Source organism: Caulobacter sp. 602-2, assembly GCF_011043625.1.
In the GTDB taxonomy this organism is placed as follows: Bacteria; Pseudomonadota; Alphaproteobacteria; order Caulobacterales; family Caulobacteraceae; genus Caulobacter.
Genome location: NZ_JAAKGT010000006.1, coordinates 125,164 through 138,406 on the forward strand (window position 1 = coordinate 125,164; position 13,243 = coordinate 138,406).

Below are 13,243 nucleotides of genomic sequence, written 5' to 3' on the forward strand. Positions count from 1 at the left end.
CAACTCAACGCCCCCTCAGACGCCGGCCACCATGCCCCCGGGCAACAACTCGGCCCGGTTGGCGAGGGCCAACTCCACAACCGCAGCCATCACCGCCGAAGTCGGCGCTTTTACGGCGCGCACCAGTTCGTCGCGCGACACCGGCGTGGGCGAAAGCAACGCCGCCAGTCTTTCGCGCAGGGCGTCATGATCCAGGTCGTCGGCGGCCTCGTCCGGGTCCCAGGCCCGCTCGCGCTCGCGCATCGACGGGCTGGCCGACAGCGAGCGCAGCACGTCCTCGACGCCCTCGCACAGGATCGCGCCCTGGCGGATCAGGTCGTTGGGTCCCTTGGCGCGGGGGTCCAGCGGCGAGCCGGGCACGGCGAAGACGTCGCGCCCCTGTTCGGCGGCCAGGCGGGCGGTGATCAGCGAGCCCGACTTGAGTTCGGCCTCGACCACCACGACGCCCAGGGACAGGCCCGAGATGATGCGGTTGCGGCGTGGGAAGTCCTTGGCCTGGGCCCGGCGCAGTGGCGCGCTTTCGGAAACCACGCAGCCGTGCTCGGCGATGCGGGCGTGCAAGGACGCGTGCTCGGGCGGATAGATGTCGGCGATCCCGCCGCCCAGCACGGCGATCGTGCCGGTCGACAGCGAGCCCTCGTGCGCCGCGCCGTCGACGCCGCGCGCCAGGCCCGAGACCACCACGTGGCCGTGCTGACCCAGTTCCGCGGCCAGTTGCCGGGCGAAGCGCTGGCCGGCGGCCGAGGCGATGCGGGCGCCGACGATGGCGACGCTGGGCTGGGGCAGCAGTTCGTAGTGGCCCAGCGCCCAGATCACCGGCGGCGGCGGATCCAGGCTCGCCAGGCGATGGGGGAAGTCGGGCTCGCAGGCGCAGATCAGGCGAGCGCCCAGCCGGGCGCCGTCGTCCAGTTCGCGCAGGATCTCGTCTTCCGGCGGCGGCCTCAGCGGGGCCGCGCGGCCCGCCCGACGGGCCAGGTCGGGCAGGGCCTGGAGGGCGCGTTCGGGCGAGCCGAACCGCTGAAGAAGGTGCTCGAAGGCGACGGGGCCGACCGTCTCGGTGCGCGCCAGGCGAAGCCAGGCCAGGCGCTCCTGATCCGAGAGGCCCCGGGTCATCAGGCTTCTGGCGGCGGCTCTTTAGCCGTCTTCTTCTTGCCGATCTTCGGCTCCTGGCCCTTCAGTAGACGGGCGATGTTGTCCTTGTGGCGGATGTAGATCAGCACCGCCATGAACAGGCACAGGCCCAGGATCGGGTAGGGACGGTCGGTGGCCAGGGCGAACGGAGCGGCCAGGGCGGCGGCGGTCAAGGCGGCCAGCGAGCTGATGCGGAACAGGGCGGCCATGGCCAGCCAGGTCGCCGCGGCCAGCAGGCCAACGGGCCAGGCGGCGGCCAGCAGCACGCCGTAGAAGGTGGCCACGCCCTTGCCGCCGTTGAACTTCAGCCAGACGGGGAAGATGTGGCCGGCGAAAGCCGCGCCGCCGGCCAGGGCCACGACGGCCGGATTGCCGTGGCTGAGCAGGTGCGCCAGGCCCACGGCCACCGCGCCCTTGCCGCCGTCGCCCAGCAGGGTGATGGCCGCCAGGTCCTTGCGGCCCGAGCGCAGCACGTTGGTCGCGCCGATGTTGCCCGAGCCGATCTTGCGGATGTCGCCGGCCCCGCCGAGGCGCGTGGCGATCAGGCCGAACGGGATCGAGCCCAGCAGGTAGCCCCCGATCACGGCGATCGCGAGGGTCAGATAGGCGACGGGGGCGAGGCTTTCCAAGAAATGCTACCTTTGCGCGAGCGAACCATGGCCAAGCTTGGCGAACGAGGCAAGCCTGTTTTGGTCCTTATAGCCGCTTCGCGCGCCGGTTCATGCTTCCGTTTGGGAAGTTGAGCTTGGGCGCCCCGGCGGGCGTGCTCTAATGGACGGGTCATGAAGGATCCGCGCTACGCCCGTCTGATTCCCATCCTCGTGGCCGCCGTGCTCGGCGTCGGCGGGGCCCTCGCCCTGGCGCACTTCGTCGGCAAGCCGTCGCCCGGTGACAAGCCCGCAGCCCCGCCGGCAGCGAGGCCCGCGCCTGCCAAGCCTCCGGAGCCAGCCGTCCAGCCGGCCGCGCCCGTCGTCTTCCTGCTGTCGATCCAGGGGATCGCCCTGGGACCCGACGACTATGTCGACGCCTTCGGCCTGAAGCTCGCGGGCGCCAAGGTCGTGAAGGTCTGCAAGACGCCCGCGGGCTGGTCGCTCTCCCGCGCCAAGGGCGCGGCGGGCCTGGACGGCCAGGCCTCGGTCGGCGCGGCCTTCCTCGACCGCGACCACATCGGCGACCTGCGGGACCTGGCGCTGGTCGAGATCGCCGCCGGCGACGCCTCGAGCGTCGGGGTTTCAGGCACGGCCCAGGTCGGCGTCTACGGGGATATGGGCGAGGCGCGCCAGATCAAGCTTAGCCCCGCCCGCGTCGCCATGGTTCCCGCCGAGGGCTGCCCGTCCTAGGGCTTCGTCCCGCGCCCAGGCGTCACTGAGCGGCCGGCAGGCCGGCCAGCGGCGCCAGCGTGGTCGCCAGTCGCTCGCGGACCTTCTGGCGGCGCGCATCCCAGGTCGCCGGATCGCTGAGGGCGGGAACGAAGGCGGCGTCGGCCTCGATGTCGATCGTCTTGCCTGGAAGGCCTGGCTGGGAGGTAGAGCGGGTCGCCTTTTCGCCGTTCTTCTCGAGGCCCGCGGCGATTTCGTCCATGCCGCCGCGGCAGAGGTCCTGGTCGTAGCCGCGCACTGGCGCGGTCAGCTTCTCCTGCTCGAGCGCGGCGTCGAGGGCGGCGCGCCGGGCGGCTTCATCCAAGCCCTGCGCGTCCTGGATCAGCTGCATGCTGACAGCCAGCATCCGGTTGCGCTGGCCGATGGGCGCGGTCTGGTCGCCGCAGCGTTCGCCATCGACGGCGATGATGGCGTTCAGATAGATCATCTGCGACACCGCCGCCGTCCGTATGCCCTGCGCGGTCTGCGCCAGCGCCGGATTGGCCTGTGCGGCCCGGTCGTAGGACGCGGCCATGGTCGCCAGGTTGTGGACGTACATGAAGACCACGTTGTACCCGCCGCCGCGATAGACCTGATATCGCTCCCAATTGGCCATCTTCGTCGCCGCGTCGTGAGAGGCGACGCCTCTCATGGCGGCTGAGAGGGTCGGCCAGTCCCTGGCCGCCAGGGCCGCGTCCAGCTCGGCCTTGTTGTCGGGCATCTGCACGCCGGGGGCCTTCAGCACCGTGTCGCCAAGCTGCTCGCGTAGGGCCTCGATCTGGGCGCTGGCCGGGGGCGCCTTGAACGGCGCGGCCTCGGCGCTCGCCCCAAGGCACGCGACAGCCGCCGTCGCGCACAGCAACGCTTGATGAACTCGCATTCTGATAATCCCCCAGGCCGAAGGTGCAACCTAAGGGGGTGCGCCTGCTTCGGCTAGAGGGTTTGCAAGCTTCACCCCTCGGCGCGGTGGACGATCCGGCCGTCTACTATCGTCATCAGCACCTGGCCCTGCAGCCTGCGGCCGTCGAATGGCGAGTTCTTCGACTTTGAGAGAAGCTTGGCCGCGTCGACGATGATCGGCGCGTCCAGGTCGCACAGCACCAGATCGGCCGGCGCGCCGGGCGCGATGCGTCCCGTCTGCAGGCCAAGCAGGGACGCCGGCGCCAGGGTCACCGCGCGGATCAGGTCGATCAGCGGCAGCCGCTCGTCGTGATAGAGGCCCAGCAGCGCCGGCAGCAGGGTCTCCAGGCCCACGGCGCCGGGCGCGGCCTGGTCGAACGGCAGGCGCTTGTCCTCGGCCGGGGCCGGGGCGTGGGCGCTGACGACGATGTCGATCAGGCCGTCGGCCAGGGCCTCGATCAGGGCCTGGCGATCATCCTCGCCGCGCAGGGGCGGGGTGACCTTGGCGAAGGTGCGATAGTCGCCGATGTCCAGTTCGTTGAAGCACAGGTGGTTGATCGACACGCTGGCGTGGATCCGCAGGCCCTTCTTCTTGGCGCGGGCCAGGGTCTCCAGCGCCTGGGCGCTGGTCAGCTGGTCGACCAGCAGGCGCCCGCCGGTGGCTTCGAGCAGGGCGACGTCGCGCTCCAGCATGATCCGTTCGGCCATCGGCGAGATCGACGGCAGGCCCATGCGGGCGGCGAACTCGCCGCCGGTGGCGGCCCCGCCCTTGGCCAGCCACGGATCGAGCGGGCGGTGGGCGAGGATGGTGTCGAAGCCCTTGGCGTAGGCCAGCAGGCGCTGGAACACCTTGCTGTCGGCGATCGGGCGATCGGCGTCGGTCACGTAGACGCAGCCGGCCTCGCGCATCAGGCCGATCTCGGCCATTTCCTCGCCGCGCAGGCCCTTGGTGGCCGCACCGGCGCAGAGAATGCGGGCCGCATCGATGTCGCGCGCCCGGCGCAGCAGGAAGTCGACCGTGCTGGGATCATCGACGGCCGGATCGGTGTCGGGCTGGACGACGAAGCTGGTGACGCCGCCGGCCGCGGCGGCGCGGGCGGCGCTGGCCAGGGTTTCCTTGGTCTCGGCGCCCGGTTCGCCGGTCTTGACCCGCAGATCGATCAGGCCGGGGGCCAGCATGGCCCCGCCGCAGTCGACGACGCGCACGCCCTTGGACAGCTTGCCGAACTCGCGGCCCTTGGCCACGTCGGCGATGACGCCTTCGGAGACGATGACGCCGCCGGGGCCGTCATAGCCGCTCTCGGGATCGACGAGGCGGGCGTTGACGAAGGCGAGCGGCTGGGGCGCGGTCATCGGCCTTCCTCCTCGAGACGGTGGGCGAGGGAGGCGAGCACGGCCATGCGGGCGGCGACGCCCATCTCGACCTGGTCCTGGATCAGGCTGACGGCGGGATCGTCGGCGACGTCGCTGTCGATCTCGACGCCGCGGTTCATCGGGCCCGGGTGCATGACCTTGGCCCCCGGCGCGGCGCGCGACAGCTTCTCGCGGTCGAGGCCGTAGAAGCGGAAGTACTCGCGGGTCGAGGGCACGAAGCCGCCCTGCATCCGCTCCAGCTGCAGGCGCAGCATCATCACGACGTCGACGCCGGCCAGGCCCGACTTCATGTCGTGGTGCACGGTCACGCCCCAGCGCTCGGCCTGGGCCGGCATCAGGGTGGGTGGGCCAACCAGGCGCACGCTGGCGCCCAGGATCTGCAGCAGGGCGACGTTCGAGCGCGCCACGCGGCTGTGCAGCACGTCGCCGCAGATGGCCACGGTCAGGCCCGAGACGCGGCCGAAGGCGCGGCGGATCGACAGGGCGTCGAGCAGGGCCTGGGTCGGGTGTTCGTGCTGGCCGTCGCCGGCGTTGACGACGCTGCCGCTGACCTTCTGGCCGAGCAGGGAGGCGGCCCCCGACGAGGCGTGACGCACCACCAGGAGGTCGGGCCGCATGGCGTTCAGCGTCACGGCGGTGTCGATCAGGGTCTCGCCCTTGGCCACCGACGAGGTCTTGGGGTTCATGTTGACGACGTCGGCGCCCAGCCGCTTGCCGGCCAACTCGAACGAGCTCTGGGTGCGGGTGCTGTTCTCGAAGAACAGGTTCATCAGCGTCCGCCCCTTGAGGATGTCGAGGGACTTGGACGTCTGCCGGTTCAACGCCACGAAGGCGTCGGCCAGGTCCAGAAGGTCGGCCGCCTGGGGAGCGTTGAGATCGCCCGCCGAAAGGAAGTGCCGCTTGGGGAACGAGAAGATGCGCTTGCGGATCGTCTCGATCGCCGCGCTGGGGTCATGGGCTGAAGCCGTCATGAGCCCGCGTCATAGGCGGCTTTGGGCGGGAAGGGAAGGTGCAGGGATAATTGCAATCTTAGCGAGAGTTTTGCTATCATCCACCTCTCCCATAGGGAGAGGGAGGGGCCCGCCGCGAAGCGGTGGGAGGGGGAGGGGCTCCGCCATGAACCGAACCGCCATGGCCCGGCGCCTGCGCCGCGACCAGACCGACGCCGAACGCCTGCTGTGGTCGGCGTTGCGCGGCCGCCGTCTGGAGGGTTTCAAGTTCCGAAGACAGGTCCCGATCGACCGCTATGTCGCCGACTTCGCCTGCCTGGACGCCAGGCTGGTGGTCGAACTCGACGGCGGCCAGCATGCCGAGGACGTCGGCCGCGCCTATGACGCCGCCAGGACGGAGGTTTTGGAGGCGTGCGGCTTCTTCGTGCTGAGGTTCTGGAATGACGCCGTGCGCTATGAACTGGACGGCGTGGTGGACGAGATCGCTTCGGTGCTTCGGGCGGCGAGGCCTTAGGCCCTCACCCTCCCATGCTGCGCATGGGCCCCTCCCTCTCCCTTCGGGAGAGGTGTTTTCAAGGCGACCCCGGCCCTTTTTCACCTCTCCCATGGGGGGAGGGGATGGGAGAGTGAGGGGCTCAGCCCTCTCCCCGCAAACCCCGCATCCGCTCCAGCGCGCCCTGCAGGATCCAGCCGGCGGCCATCTTGTCGACGACCTCGCCGCGGCGCTTGCGGTTGACGTCGTGCTCGTCGATCAGCACGCGGGTCACCGCCGCCGTCGACAGGCGCTCGTCCCAGAAGGTGATGGTCAGGTCGGGGCGAAGGCGCAGGAGGTTGCGGGCGAGCGCGCGGTTGCTCTGGCAGCGCACGCCTTCGGTCCCGTCCATGTTGACCGGCAGGCCGATGACGATCCCGGCGACCTTGCGGTAGTCGATGATGTCGAACAGGGCCGCCGCGTCCTGGGTGAACTTGGTCTTGTGGATCACGGTCAGCGGGCTGGCGACGGTCAGCGTCACGTCGGACACGGCCACGCCGATGGTCTTCTCCCCCGGATCCAGGCCGATGACCGGCTTGTAGTCGGGAATGGCGGCGGCGAAGGCTTCGATGTCGAGAACGGGCATGAGGCGGCTTCTAGCGCTTCGCGGGCCTTCAGGCGAGGAAAAGCCCCGTGCGCGAGCCGTCGGGCTTGTCAAAGACAAGGCTGGGCGGGTAACCCACCCCTCGACTGTCCGTGAACGCGGACGACCGCATTGCTATTGGAGAAGGCCCCATGGCCATCGACGCCGCGACCGTCCGCAAGGTCGCCCGGCTCGCCCGCATCGCCGAACCCGAAGAGCGCATCGAAGCTCTGACGCAAGAGCTCAACGGGATCATGACGTGGATCGAGCAGCTGGCCGAGGTCGACACCGACGGCGCCGAGCCGCTGACCAGCGTCGTGGCCGCCGGCCTGCCGCTGCGCGACGACGTCGTGACCATGGGCGGCGAGCCTGAGGTCGTGACCGGCAACGCGCCCAAGACCGTCTCCAACTTCTTCGTCGTGCCCAAGGTGGTCGAATAATGAGCGCTCTGACCAAGCTCACCCTGAAGGGCGCCCTCGACGGCCTGGCCGCCAAGGACTTCACCTCGGTCGAACTGACCAAGGCGCACATCGACGCCGTCGAAGCCGCGCGCGGCCTCAACGCCTACATCCTGGAAACCCCGGAGCAGGCGCTGGAGATGGCCGCCGCCTCGGACGCGCGTCGCGCCAAGGGCGAGGCAGGACCCCTGGACGGCGCGCCGCTGGGCGTGAAGGACCTCTTCTGCACCAAGGGCGTGCGCACCACGGCCTGCTCGAAGATCCTCGAGAACTTCGTCCCGGCCTATGAGTCGACGGTGACGTCGAACCTGTGGCGCGACGGCGCGGTGATGCTGGGCAAGCTGAACCTCGACCAGTTCGCCATGGGCTCGTCGAACGAGACCAGCTACTTCGGCCCGGTCACCAACCCCTGGCGCGCCAAGGACAGCAATAAGGCCCTGACGCCGGGCGGCAGCTCGGGCGGCAGCGCCGCGGCCGTCGCGGCCGACCTGTGCCTGGGCGCCACCGCCACCGACACCGGCGGCTCGATCCGCCAGCCGGCCGCCTTCACCGGCACCGTCGGCATCAAGCCGACCTACGGCCGCTGCTCGCGCTGGGGTGTCGTCGCCTTCGCCAGCTCGCTGGACCAGGCCGGCCCGATCGCCAAGACCGTCGAGGACGCGGCCCTGCTGCTGAACTCGATGAGCGGCCATGATCCCAAGGACTCGACCAGCCTCGACGTCGCCACGCCGGACTTCACCCAGTTCGTCGGCAAGTCGATCAAGGGCCTGCGCATCGGCGTGCCGAAGGAATACCGCGTCGACGGCATGCCGGCCGAGATCCAGAAGCTGTGGGACGACGGCGTCGCCTGGCTGAAGGAAGCCGGCTGCGAGATCGTCGAGATCAGCCTGCCGCACACCAAGTACGCCCTGCCGGCCTACTACATCGTCGCGCCTGCTGAAGCCTCGTCGAACCTCGCCCGCTACGACGGCATGCGCTACGGCCTGCGTGAAGAGGGCGCCAACCTCGCCGAGATCTACGAGAACACCCGCGCCGCCGGCTTCGGCGACGAGGTCAAGCGCCGCATCCTGATCGGCACCTACGTGCTGAGCGCCGGCTATTACGACGCCTACTACTTGAAGGCCCTGAAGGTGCGTCGCCGCATCGCCGAGGACTTCGACCACGCCTGGCAGAAGGTGGACGCCATCCTCACCCCGACCGCGCCCTCGGCGGCGTTCGGCCTGGGCGAGAACTCCAGCGACCCGATCGCCATGTACCTGAACGACGTCTTCACGGTGACGACCAACCTGGCGGGCCTGCCGGGCCTGTCGCTGCCGGCCGGTCTCGACGCCAACGGCCTGCCGCTGGGTCTGCAGATCATCGGCAAGCCGCTGGACGAAGGCACGGTGTTCTCGGTGGCTGGCGCCATCGAAAAGGCCGCCGGCTTCACGGCCAAGGCCGACAAGTGGTGGTGAACTAGCGAAAGCTAGGACCCAAGGAAAAGGGCGGCTCCAGCGATGGAGTCGCCCTTCGTCGTTTCAGGCCGTTACTGCGGCGTGTTCGGCGTCACTGGCACGACCGGGACCGGCGCCTGCGGAGCCGGGGCCGGGGTCGGCGCCGGCACGGCCAGCGGGGCCGGTTCGGCGACGATCGCGGCCGGAGCGGCGGGCGCCGGCGCGGGCGTCGGAGCCGGGACGGTGGCGCTGACGTTGCTCGAGGCCTCGTCGGCCGACGGCGCGGTCTCGACCGGCGTCGGGCGAGCGGCGCGACGGGCCGCCGGGCGCGGTTCGGCGCGAGCGACCTCGACGCGGGCGGCCGGCGCGGGAGCGGGCGTGGCGGCGGCCGGTTCAGGCATCGGCGCCGGCGTCGGCGCGGGCGCCGGGGTGGCCACCGGTTCAGCCTCAGCCACCTGCAGGCTTTCGCCCGACGAGGCCGGAGCCTGGGCCTGGTTGCTCATCACGCCCCAGGCCAGGGCGCCGACGGCGGCGATGGCGACCGGCGCGCCGATCAACAGCGGCAGGTTGCTGGAAGACTTCTTTTTGCGCGTCGAGGTGCGGGCATAGACGGGGGCTTGCGGAAACAGCGCCGAACCGTCGCCAGCATTAGCGATCGCGGGTTCAGGACCATCGAGGTTCAAGGCAGGCATTTGGATCCTCCTCAGCTTATCCTTGTCGGGATAAGTAACGGGAGGTTTCGAACGCGGTTCCTGCCGACCCAGAATGGCGCCGTTTCTGCCGGATTCAGGTCGCAATTCTTGTGGCGCTTGCCACGATCCTCCCCCCGAAGGGGGAGGTGGCCCAAAGGGCCGGAGGGGGAAGTCGCCGATGAGGCAAGTGCGCCCTGAACTGCAGCAGCGACTTCCCCCTCAGTCGCTCCGCGACAGCTCCCCCTTCTGGGGGAGCATCTCCATCAGTACCCCAGCGCCACGCCGTCCTTGCGCATCTCGGTCGCCGCCGCGTAGCGCCCGGGCCAGCGTTCGATGGCCTGGTAGCCGCCATAGCCGCCGATGTCGGTCTTCAGGGTCCAGCCGATCGCTTCCAGGGCCTTGCGCGTGGCGGCAGGGACGCCGCTTTCCAGGTCGAGCGCGGTGATGTCCTCGGCGGCGATCCCGGTCGGCTCGGGCGAGCCGCCGTGGTGCCAGCGCGGCGCGTCGCCGGCTTCCTGCACGCCCAGGCCGAAGTCGACCATGTTGCTGATGATCTGGGTCTGGCCCTGGGGCTGCATGTCGCCGCCCATGACGCCGAAGGAGAGCCACGGCTCGCCCTTGCGGGTCGCAAAGCCCGGGATGATCGTCTGGAAGGGGCGCTTGCCGGGCGCGTAGACGTTGGGGTGGCCGTCGGTCAGGGCGAACAGCTCGCCCCGGTCCTGGAACATGAAGCCCAGGCCGTCGGGCATCAGGCCCGAGCCCATGCCGCGATAGTTCGACTGGATGATCGAGACCATCATCCCGTCCTTGTCGGCGGTGGTGAAGTAGGTGGTGTCGCCCTTGCTGGGCGCCGCGCCCGGATAGCTCGGCGTCCAGATCCTGTCGGGGCGGATCAGCTTGGCGCGCTCCTTGGCGTAGTCCTTGGAGATCAGCCACTCGATCGGCGACTTGTAGAAGTCCTGATCGGCGTAGAAGCGGGCGCGGTCTTCATAGGCCAGGCGCTTGGCCTCGACGGCGTGGTGGATGGCCTGGGCCGACTGGAAGCCCATGCCCGCCACGTCGAACTGTTCGAGGATGTTCAGCATCTGCAGGGTGGCCAGCCCCTGGGTGTTGTCGCCCAGGGCGTGGACGTCGACGCCGCGATAGCCGGTGGTGTGAACCGTGGTCCAGACCGAGCGGTGGGCCGCCAGGTCGGCCTTGGTCATCCAGCCGCCGATGCGCTTGAAATAGGCCTCGATCGTGCCGGCGATCTCGCCCTCGTAGAAGGCGCGGCCGCCGCCCTGGGCGATCATGCGATAGGTGCGGGCCAGCGCCGGATTCTTGAAGATCTCGCCCTCGACGGGGGGCTTGCCGTCGGGCGCCCAGACCTTCTTGAAGTTCTCGACCTCCTCGATGTTGGAGGCCGGGTTGGTGAAGCGGCGGTGGCTGCCGGCCAGATAGTAGGCGACGTTCTGGGTGATCGGGTGGCCTTCCTCGGCGGTGGCGATCGCCGGCTCGAACAGGTCGGCCCACTTCAGCTTGCCGTAGCGCTCGTGCAGGGCCCGCCAGGCGTCGACCGCGCCGGGCACGCTGACGCTGACCGCGCCGTAGGAGGGGATCTTGCCGTCCTTGGCGCGCGCGCGGACGGTTTCCAGCGACAGGCCCTTGGGCGAGCGGCCCGAGCCGTTCAGGCCCACCACCTTGCGGGTCTTCGGGTCCCAGAGCAGGACGTAGCAGTCGCCGCCGATGCCGCAGGCGATCGGTTCGCACAGGCCCAGCATGGCGTTGGCCGCCACGGCCGCATCGGCCGCCGAGCCGCCCTTCTTCAGCACCGCGATCGCGGCCTGGGTCGCCAGCGGATGGGCCGTGGCCGCCGCGCCGCGGACGCCCCAGGCGGCCGAGCGCGAGGCGAAGCTGGCCCCGTCAACCCGGTCGCCGCCATGCACGTCGGGGCGCTTACGGTTCGGGTTGGGGCCGGTCAGGATCTGCGACTGCGCGAAGGCTTCCCCCGCCAGGGCGACGGCGGGCAGGGCGGCGAAGAAGGTGCGGCGGCGCATGTCGATATCCCCACGAAAGCGGCGAGTCCGTTTCTAGGGGCGGTCGGCGGGGGAGGCTAGGCCGTGCGCGAAAAGTGGGTGGCGGGGGTGAAACCCCCTCCGGCCCTTCGGGCCACCTCCCCCAGAGGGGGAGGATCTATCAGCGCCGGCGCTTTCAAGATGCTCCCCCCCTGGGGGAGCTGTCGCGGAGCGACTGAGGGGGTCACCCCAGCGCCAGGTCGTCCAGTTCCTTGCCGAGCATCATCGCCAGGGCCTCGACCACCAGCACGTGGTCCTGGCGCTGAGGCAGGCCCGAGACGGTGACCGCGCCGATGCAGCCCAGGCCCTTCACCAGCAGTGGAAAGCCGCCGCCGTGGGCCGCGTAGTCCCGCGTCGGCAGGCCGTGCTTGGCCTCCAGCGTCTCACCCTTGGCCGCCATCGCCAGGCCGACGCCGTACGAGCTCTTGGAGAAGTGCAGCACCGTGTTGCGCTTGCGGCGGATCCAGTCGGCGTTCTCGCCGGTCGAGCCGGGCAGGGCGGCGTGGAACAGCGGCCGGTCGCGCAGCGAAATGTCGATGGCCAGCGGCGCCTTGCGGGCCAGGGCCGCGTCGCGCAGGCCCGCGCCCAGCGCCCAGGCCGTGTCGAGGTCGAAGCGCGGGAAGACCAGCGTGGCCTCTTGGGCGGCGATGCGGTCCAGGTCGTCCTTGTGGCTCATCGGGCGGCCTCGACCGGCAGTTCGCGGCGCTCGGCGGCCGAGCGGGCGGCCAGGTCCAGGAGCTCCATCACCTGCAGCGCCTCGCGGGCCGGCACGGGATTGGCGGCGCCGGTCAGGATCGCGTCGCGGACGCCGGCGTAATAGGCCGCGTAGTCGCCCCGCTGGCCCTGGACGCTCTGGCTGGTCAGCACGTCGCCCTCGGCGCGGGTCAGGGTCCCGGGACGGGGGTCCAGGCCGAAGCCCTCGTCGGCGGGGGTCAGGCCGCGCTTGAGCGCATCCTCCTGCGCGTCGAGGCCTTGCTTGACGAAACTGCCCTTCGTGCCGTGGACGGCCAGGCGCAGGTCGGCCGCCGCGGTCAGCAGGCTGCCGTGCAGGATCACCCGCAGCGCCGGATAGCGCAGCGTCACGTGGAAGTAGTCGTCGGCGCCCGCGCCCTGGCGCTGGACGCCGATGTCGGCATTGACCGCCAGCGGCTGGCCGAACAGCTGCAGGGCCTGGTCCAGCAGGTGCGGGCCAAGGTCGAACCAGGCGCCGGCGCCCGGGCCGGCCCGCTCGCGCCAGCGGTCGCGCACCACGGGGCGGAAGCGGTCGAAGTGGCTTTCGTACTGCGTCACCTCGCCCAGGACGCCGTCCGCGATCAGGCCCTTCAGGGTCAGGAAGTCGGCGTCCCAGCGGCGGTTGTGGAACACCGACAGCAGGCGGTCGTGGGTCTCGGCCGAGGCGATCAGGGCGCGGGCCTCGTCGAGGGTGACGGTGAACGGCTTGTCGATCGCCACGTGCTTGCCGGCGGCCAGCGCCGCCTGGCCCTGCGGGGCGTGCAGGTCGTTGGGGGTCGCGACCACCACCAGGTCGACAGCCGGATCGGCAAGGGCCTCGTCGAGGCTGGCGACCACCCTGGCCTCGGGATGGTCGGCGGCGACCTTGGCCGGGTCGCTCGAGACCACGGTGTGCAGCACCAGGCCCGGCGTGGCGCTGATCAGCGGCGCGTGGAAGGTCTTGCCGACATAGCCGTAGCCGATGAGGGCGACGTTGAGCGGGGCGGTCGTGGTGTGAGACAACGTTGTCATGCATCCAATCTAGGCCGTGATCGCGGCGAGGTCAC

Annotated in this window: 14 protein-coding genes; 4 read left to right on the forward strand and 10 right to left on the reverse strand. The window is 70.5% G+C overall.

The genetic code is table 11. The features are described 5' to 3' along the window. Positions 1-15 precede the first annotated feature (15 nt). Entirely contained in the window at positions 16-1,113 is a 1,098-nt protein-coding gene (dprA, locus tag G5B46_RS14275; RefSeq protein ID WP_165259618.1) for a DNA-processing protein DprA, read from the reverse strand. Next, positions 1,113-1,760, reverse strand: a complete 648-nt coding sequence (plsY, locus tag G5B46_RS14280; protein ID WP_165259620.1) for a glycerol-3-phosphate 1-O-acyltransferase PlsY — start codon at positions 1,758-1,760, stop codon at positions 1,113-1,115. The genes dprA and plsY overlap by 1 nt, the downstream gene beginning before the upstream one ends. Before the next feature lie 153 nt (positions 1,761-1,913). On the opposite strand from plsY, the gene G5B46_RS14285 reads away from it, so the two are divergent. After that, positions 1,914-2,471: a hypothetical protein gene (locus tag G5B46_RS14285; protein WP_165259622.1), complete on the forward strand. Its 558-nt coding sequence runs from the start codon at positions 1,914-1,916 to the stop codon at positions 2,469-2,471. Between the two features lie 22 nt (positions 2,472-2,493). On the opposite strand, the gene G5B46_RS14290 is transcribed toward G5B46_RS14285, so the two are convergent. The 3 genes from G5B46_RS14290 to G5B46_RS14300 all read right to left on the reverse strand — a co-directional run bounded on the left by G5B46_RS14290 (position 2,494) and on the right by G5B46_RS14300 (position 5,734). Next, positions 2,494-3,369: a hypothetical protein gene (locus G5B46_RS14290; protein ID WP_165259624.1), complete on the reverse strand. Its 876-nt coding sequence runs from the start codon at positions 3,367-3,369 to the stop codon at positions 2,494-2,496. Between the two features lie 71 nt (positions 3,370-3,440). Next, a complete protein-coding gene (pyrC, locus tag G5B46_RS14295) occupies positions 3,441-4,742 on the reverse strand; it encodes a dihydroorotase (protein ID WP_165259626.1) in 1,302 nt (433 codons plus the stop codon). Further along, entirely contained in the window at positions 4,739-5,734 is a 996-nt protein-coding gene (locus tag G5B46_RS14300; RefSeq protein WP_165259628.1) for an aspartate carbamoyltransferase catalytic subunit, read from the reverse strand. Before G5B46_RS14300 ends, pyrC begins: the two co-directional genes overlap by 4 nt. Before the next feature lie 145 nt (positions 5,735-5,879). Between G5B46_RS14300 and G5B46_RS14305 the strand changes: the two genes are divergently transcribed. Beyond that, the gene (locus tag G5B46_RS14305) at positions 5,880-6,227 is read left to right on the forward strand and encodes an endonuclease domain-containing protein (protein ID WP_165259630.1); all 348 of its coding nucleotides are present in this window, start codon (positions 5,880-5,882) and stop codon (positions 6,225-6,227) included. Positions 6,228-6,348: 121 nt separating this feature from the next. On the opposite strand, the gene ruvX is transcribed toward G5B46_RS14305, so the two are convergent. Then, positions 6,349-6,831, reverse strand: coding sequence for a Holliday junction resolvase RuvX (gene ruvX, locus G5B46_RS14310; protein WP_165259633.1), 483 nt, complete (start codon positions 6,829-6,831; stop codon positions 6,349-6,351). 149 nt (positions 6,832-6,980) lie between these two features. On the opposite strand from ruvX, the gene gatC reads away from it, so the two are divergent. Then, positions 6,981-7,268 carry an Asp-tRNA(Asn)/Glu-tRNA(Gln) amidotransferase subunit GatC gene (gatC, locus tag G5B46_RS14315; RefSeq protein WP_116488863.1) on the forward strand — a complete coding sequence of 96 codons (288 nt, stop codon included), beginning with the start codon at positions 6,981-6,983 and terminating at the stop codon, positions 7,266-7,268. Next, positions 7,268-8,740, forward strand: coding sequence for an Asp-tRNA(Asn)/Glu-tRNA(Gln) amidotransferase subunit GatA (gene gatA, locus G5B46_RS14320; RefSeq protein ID WP_165259635.1), 1,473 nt, complete (start codon positions 7,268-7,270; stop codon positions 8,738-8,740). The genes gatC and gatA overlap by 1 nt, the downstream gene beginning before the upstream one ends. Positions 8,741-8,811: 71 nt before the next feature. Here the strand turns inward: gatA and G5B46_RS14325 are convergent, their stop codons facing one another. The 4 genes from G5B46_RS14325 to G5B46_RS14340 all read right to left on the reverse strand — a co-directional run bounded on the left by G5B46_RS14325 (position 8,812) and on the right by G5B46_RS14340 (position 13,208). After that, a complete protein-coding gene (locus G5B46_RS14325) occupies positions 8,812-9,411 on the reverse strand; it encodes a hypothetical protein (protein WP_165259637.1) in 600 nt (199 codons plus the stop codon). Positions 9,412-9,674: 263 nt separating this feature from the next. After that, positions 9,675-11,447: a gamma-glutamyltransferase family protein gene (locus G5B46_RS14330; protein WP_165259639.1), complete on the reverse strand. Its 1,773-nt coding sequence runs from the start codon at positions 11,445-11,447 to the stop codon at positions 9,675-9,677. Between the two features lie 202 nt (positions 11,448-11,649). Then, positions 11,650-12,141 carry a heme-degrading domain-containing protein gene (locus G5B46_RS14335; protein ID WP_165259641.1) on the reverse strand — a complete coding sequence of 164 codons (492 nt, stop codon included), beginning with the start codon at positions 12,139-12,141 and terminating at the stop codon, positions 11,650-11,652. Continuing rightward, positions 12,138-13,208: an oxidoreductase gene (locus G5B46_RS14340; protein ID WP_240903488.1), complete on the reverse strand. Its 1,071-nt coding sequence runs from the start codon at positions 13,206-13,208 to the stop codon at positions 12,138-12,140. Before G5B46_RS14340 ends, G5B46_RS14335 begins: the two co-directional genes overlap by 4 nt. Positions 13,209-13,243: the final 35 nt, after the last annotated feature.

Bases quoted from the DNA above. Each gene is read 5' to 3' on its own strand.
- dprA (WP_165259618.1), bottom strand. From the start codon at position 1,113: ATGACCCGGGGCCTCTCGGATCAGGAGCGCCTGGCCTGGCTTCGCCTG.
- G5B46_RS14285 (WP_165259622.1), top strand. From the start codon at position 1,914: ATGAAGGATCCGCGCTACGCCCGTCTGATTCCCATCCTCGTGGCCGCC.
- G5B46_RS14290 (WP_165259624.1), bottom strand. From the start codon at position 3,369: ATGCGAGTTCATCAAGCGTTGCTGTGCGCGACGGCGGCTGTCGCGTGC.
- pyrC (WP_165259626.1), bottom strand. From the start codon at position 4,742: ATGACCGCGCCCCAGCCGCTCGCCTTCGTCAACGCCCGCCTCGTCGAT.
- G5B46_RS14300 (WP_165259628.1), bottom strand. From the start codon at position 5,734: ATGACGGCTTCAGCCCATGACCCCAGCGCGGCGATCGAGACGATCCGC.
- G5B46_RS14305 (WP_165259630.1), top strand. From the start codon at position 5,880: ATGAACCGAACCGCCATGGCCCGGCGCCTGCGCCGCGACCAGACCGAC.
- ruvX (WP_165259633.1), bottom strand. From the start codon at position 6,831: ATGCCCGTTCTCGACATCGAAGCCTTCGCCGCCGCCATTCCCGACTAC.
- gatC (WP_116488863.1), top strand. From the start codon at position 6,981: ATGGCCATCGACGCCGCGACCGTCCGCAAGGTCGCCCGGCTCGCCCGC.
- gatA (WP_165259635.1), top strand. From the start codon at position 7,268: ATGAGCGCTCTGACCAAGCTCACCCTGAAGGGCGCCCTCGACGGCCTG.
- G5B46_RS14325 (WP_165259637.1), bottom strand. From the start codon at position 9,411: ATGCCTGCCTTGAACCTCGATGGTCCTGAACCCGCGATCGCTAATGCT.
- G5B46_RS14330 (WP_165259639.1), bottom strand. From the start codon at position 11,447: ATGCGCCGCCGCACCTTCTTCGCCGCCCTGCCCGCCGTCGCCCTGGCG.
- G5B46_RS14335 (WP_165259641.1), bottom strand. From the start codon at position 12,141: ATGAGCCACAAGGACGACCTGGACCGCATCGCCGCCCAAGAGGCCACG.
- G5B46_RS14340 (WP_240903488.1), bottom strand. From the start codon at position 13,208: ATGACAACGTTGTCTCACACCACGACCGCCCCGCTCAACGTCGCCCTC.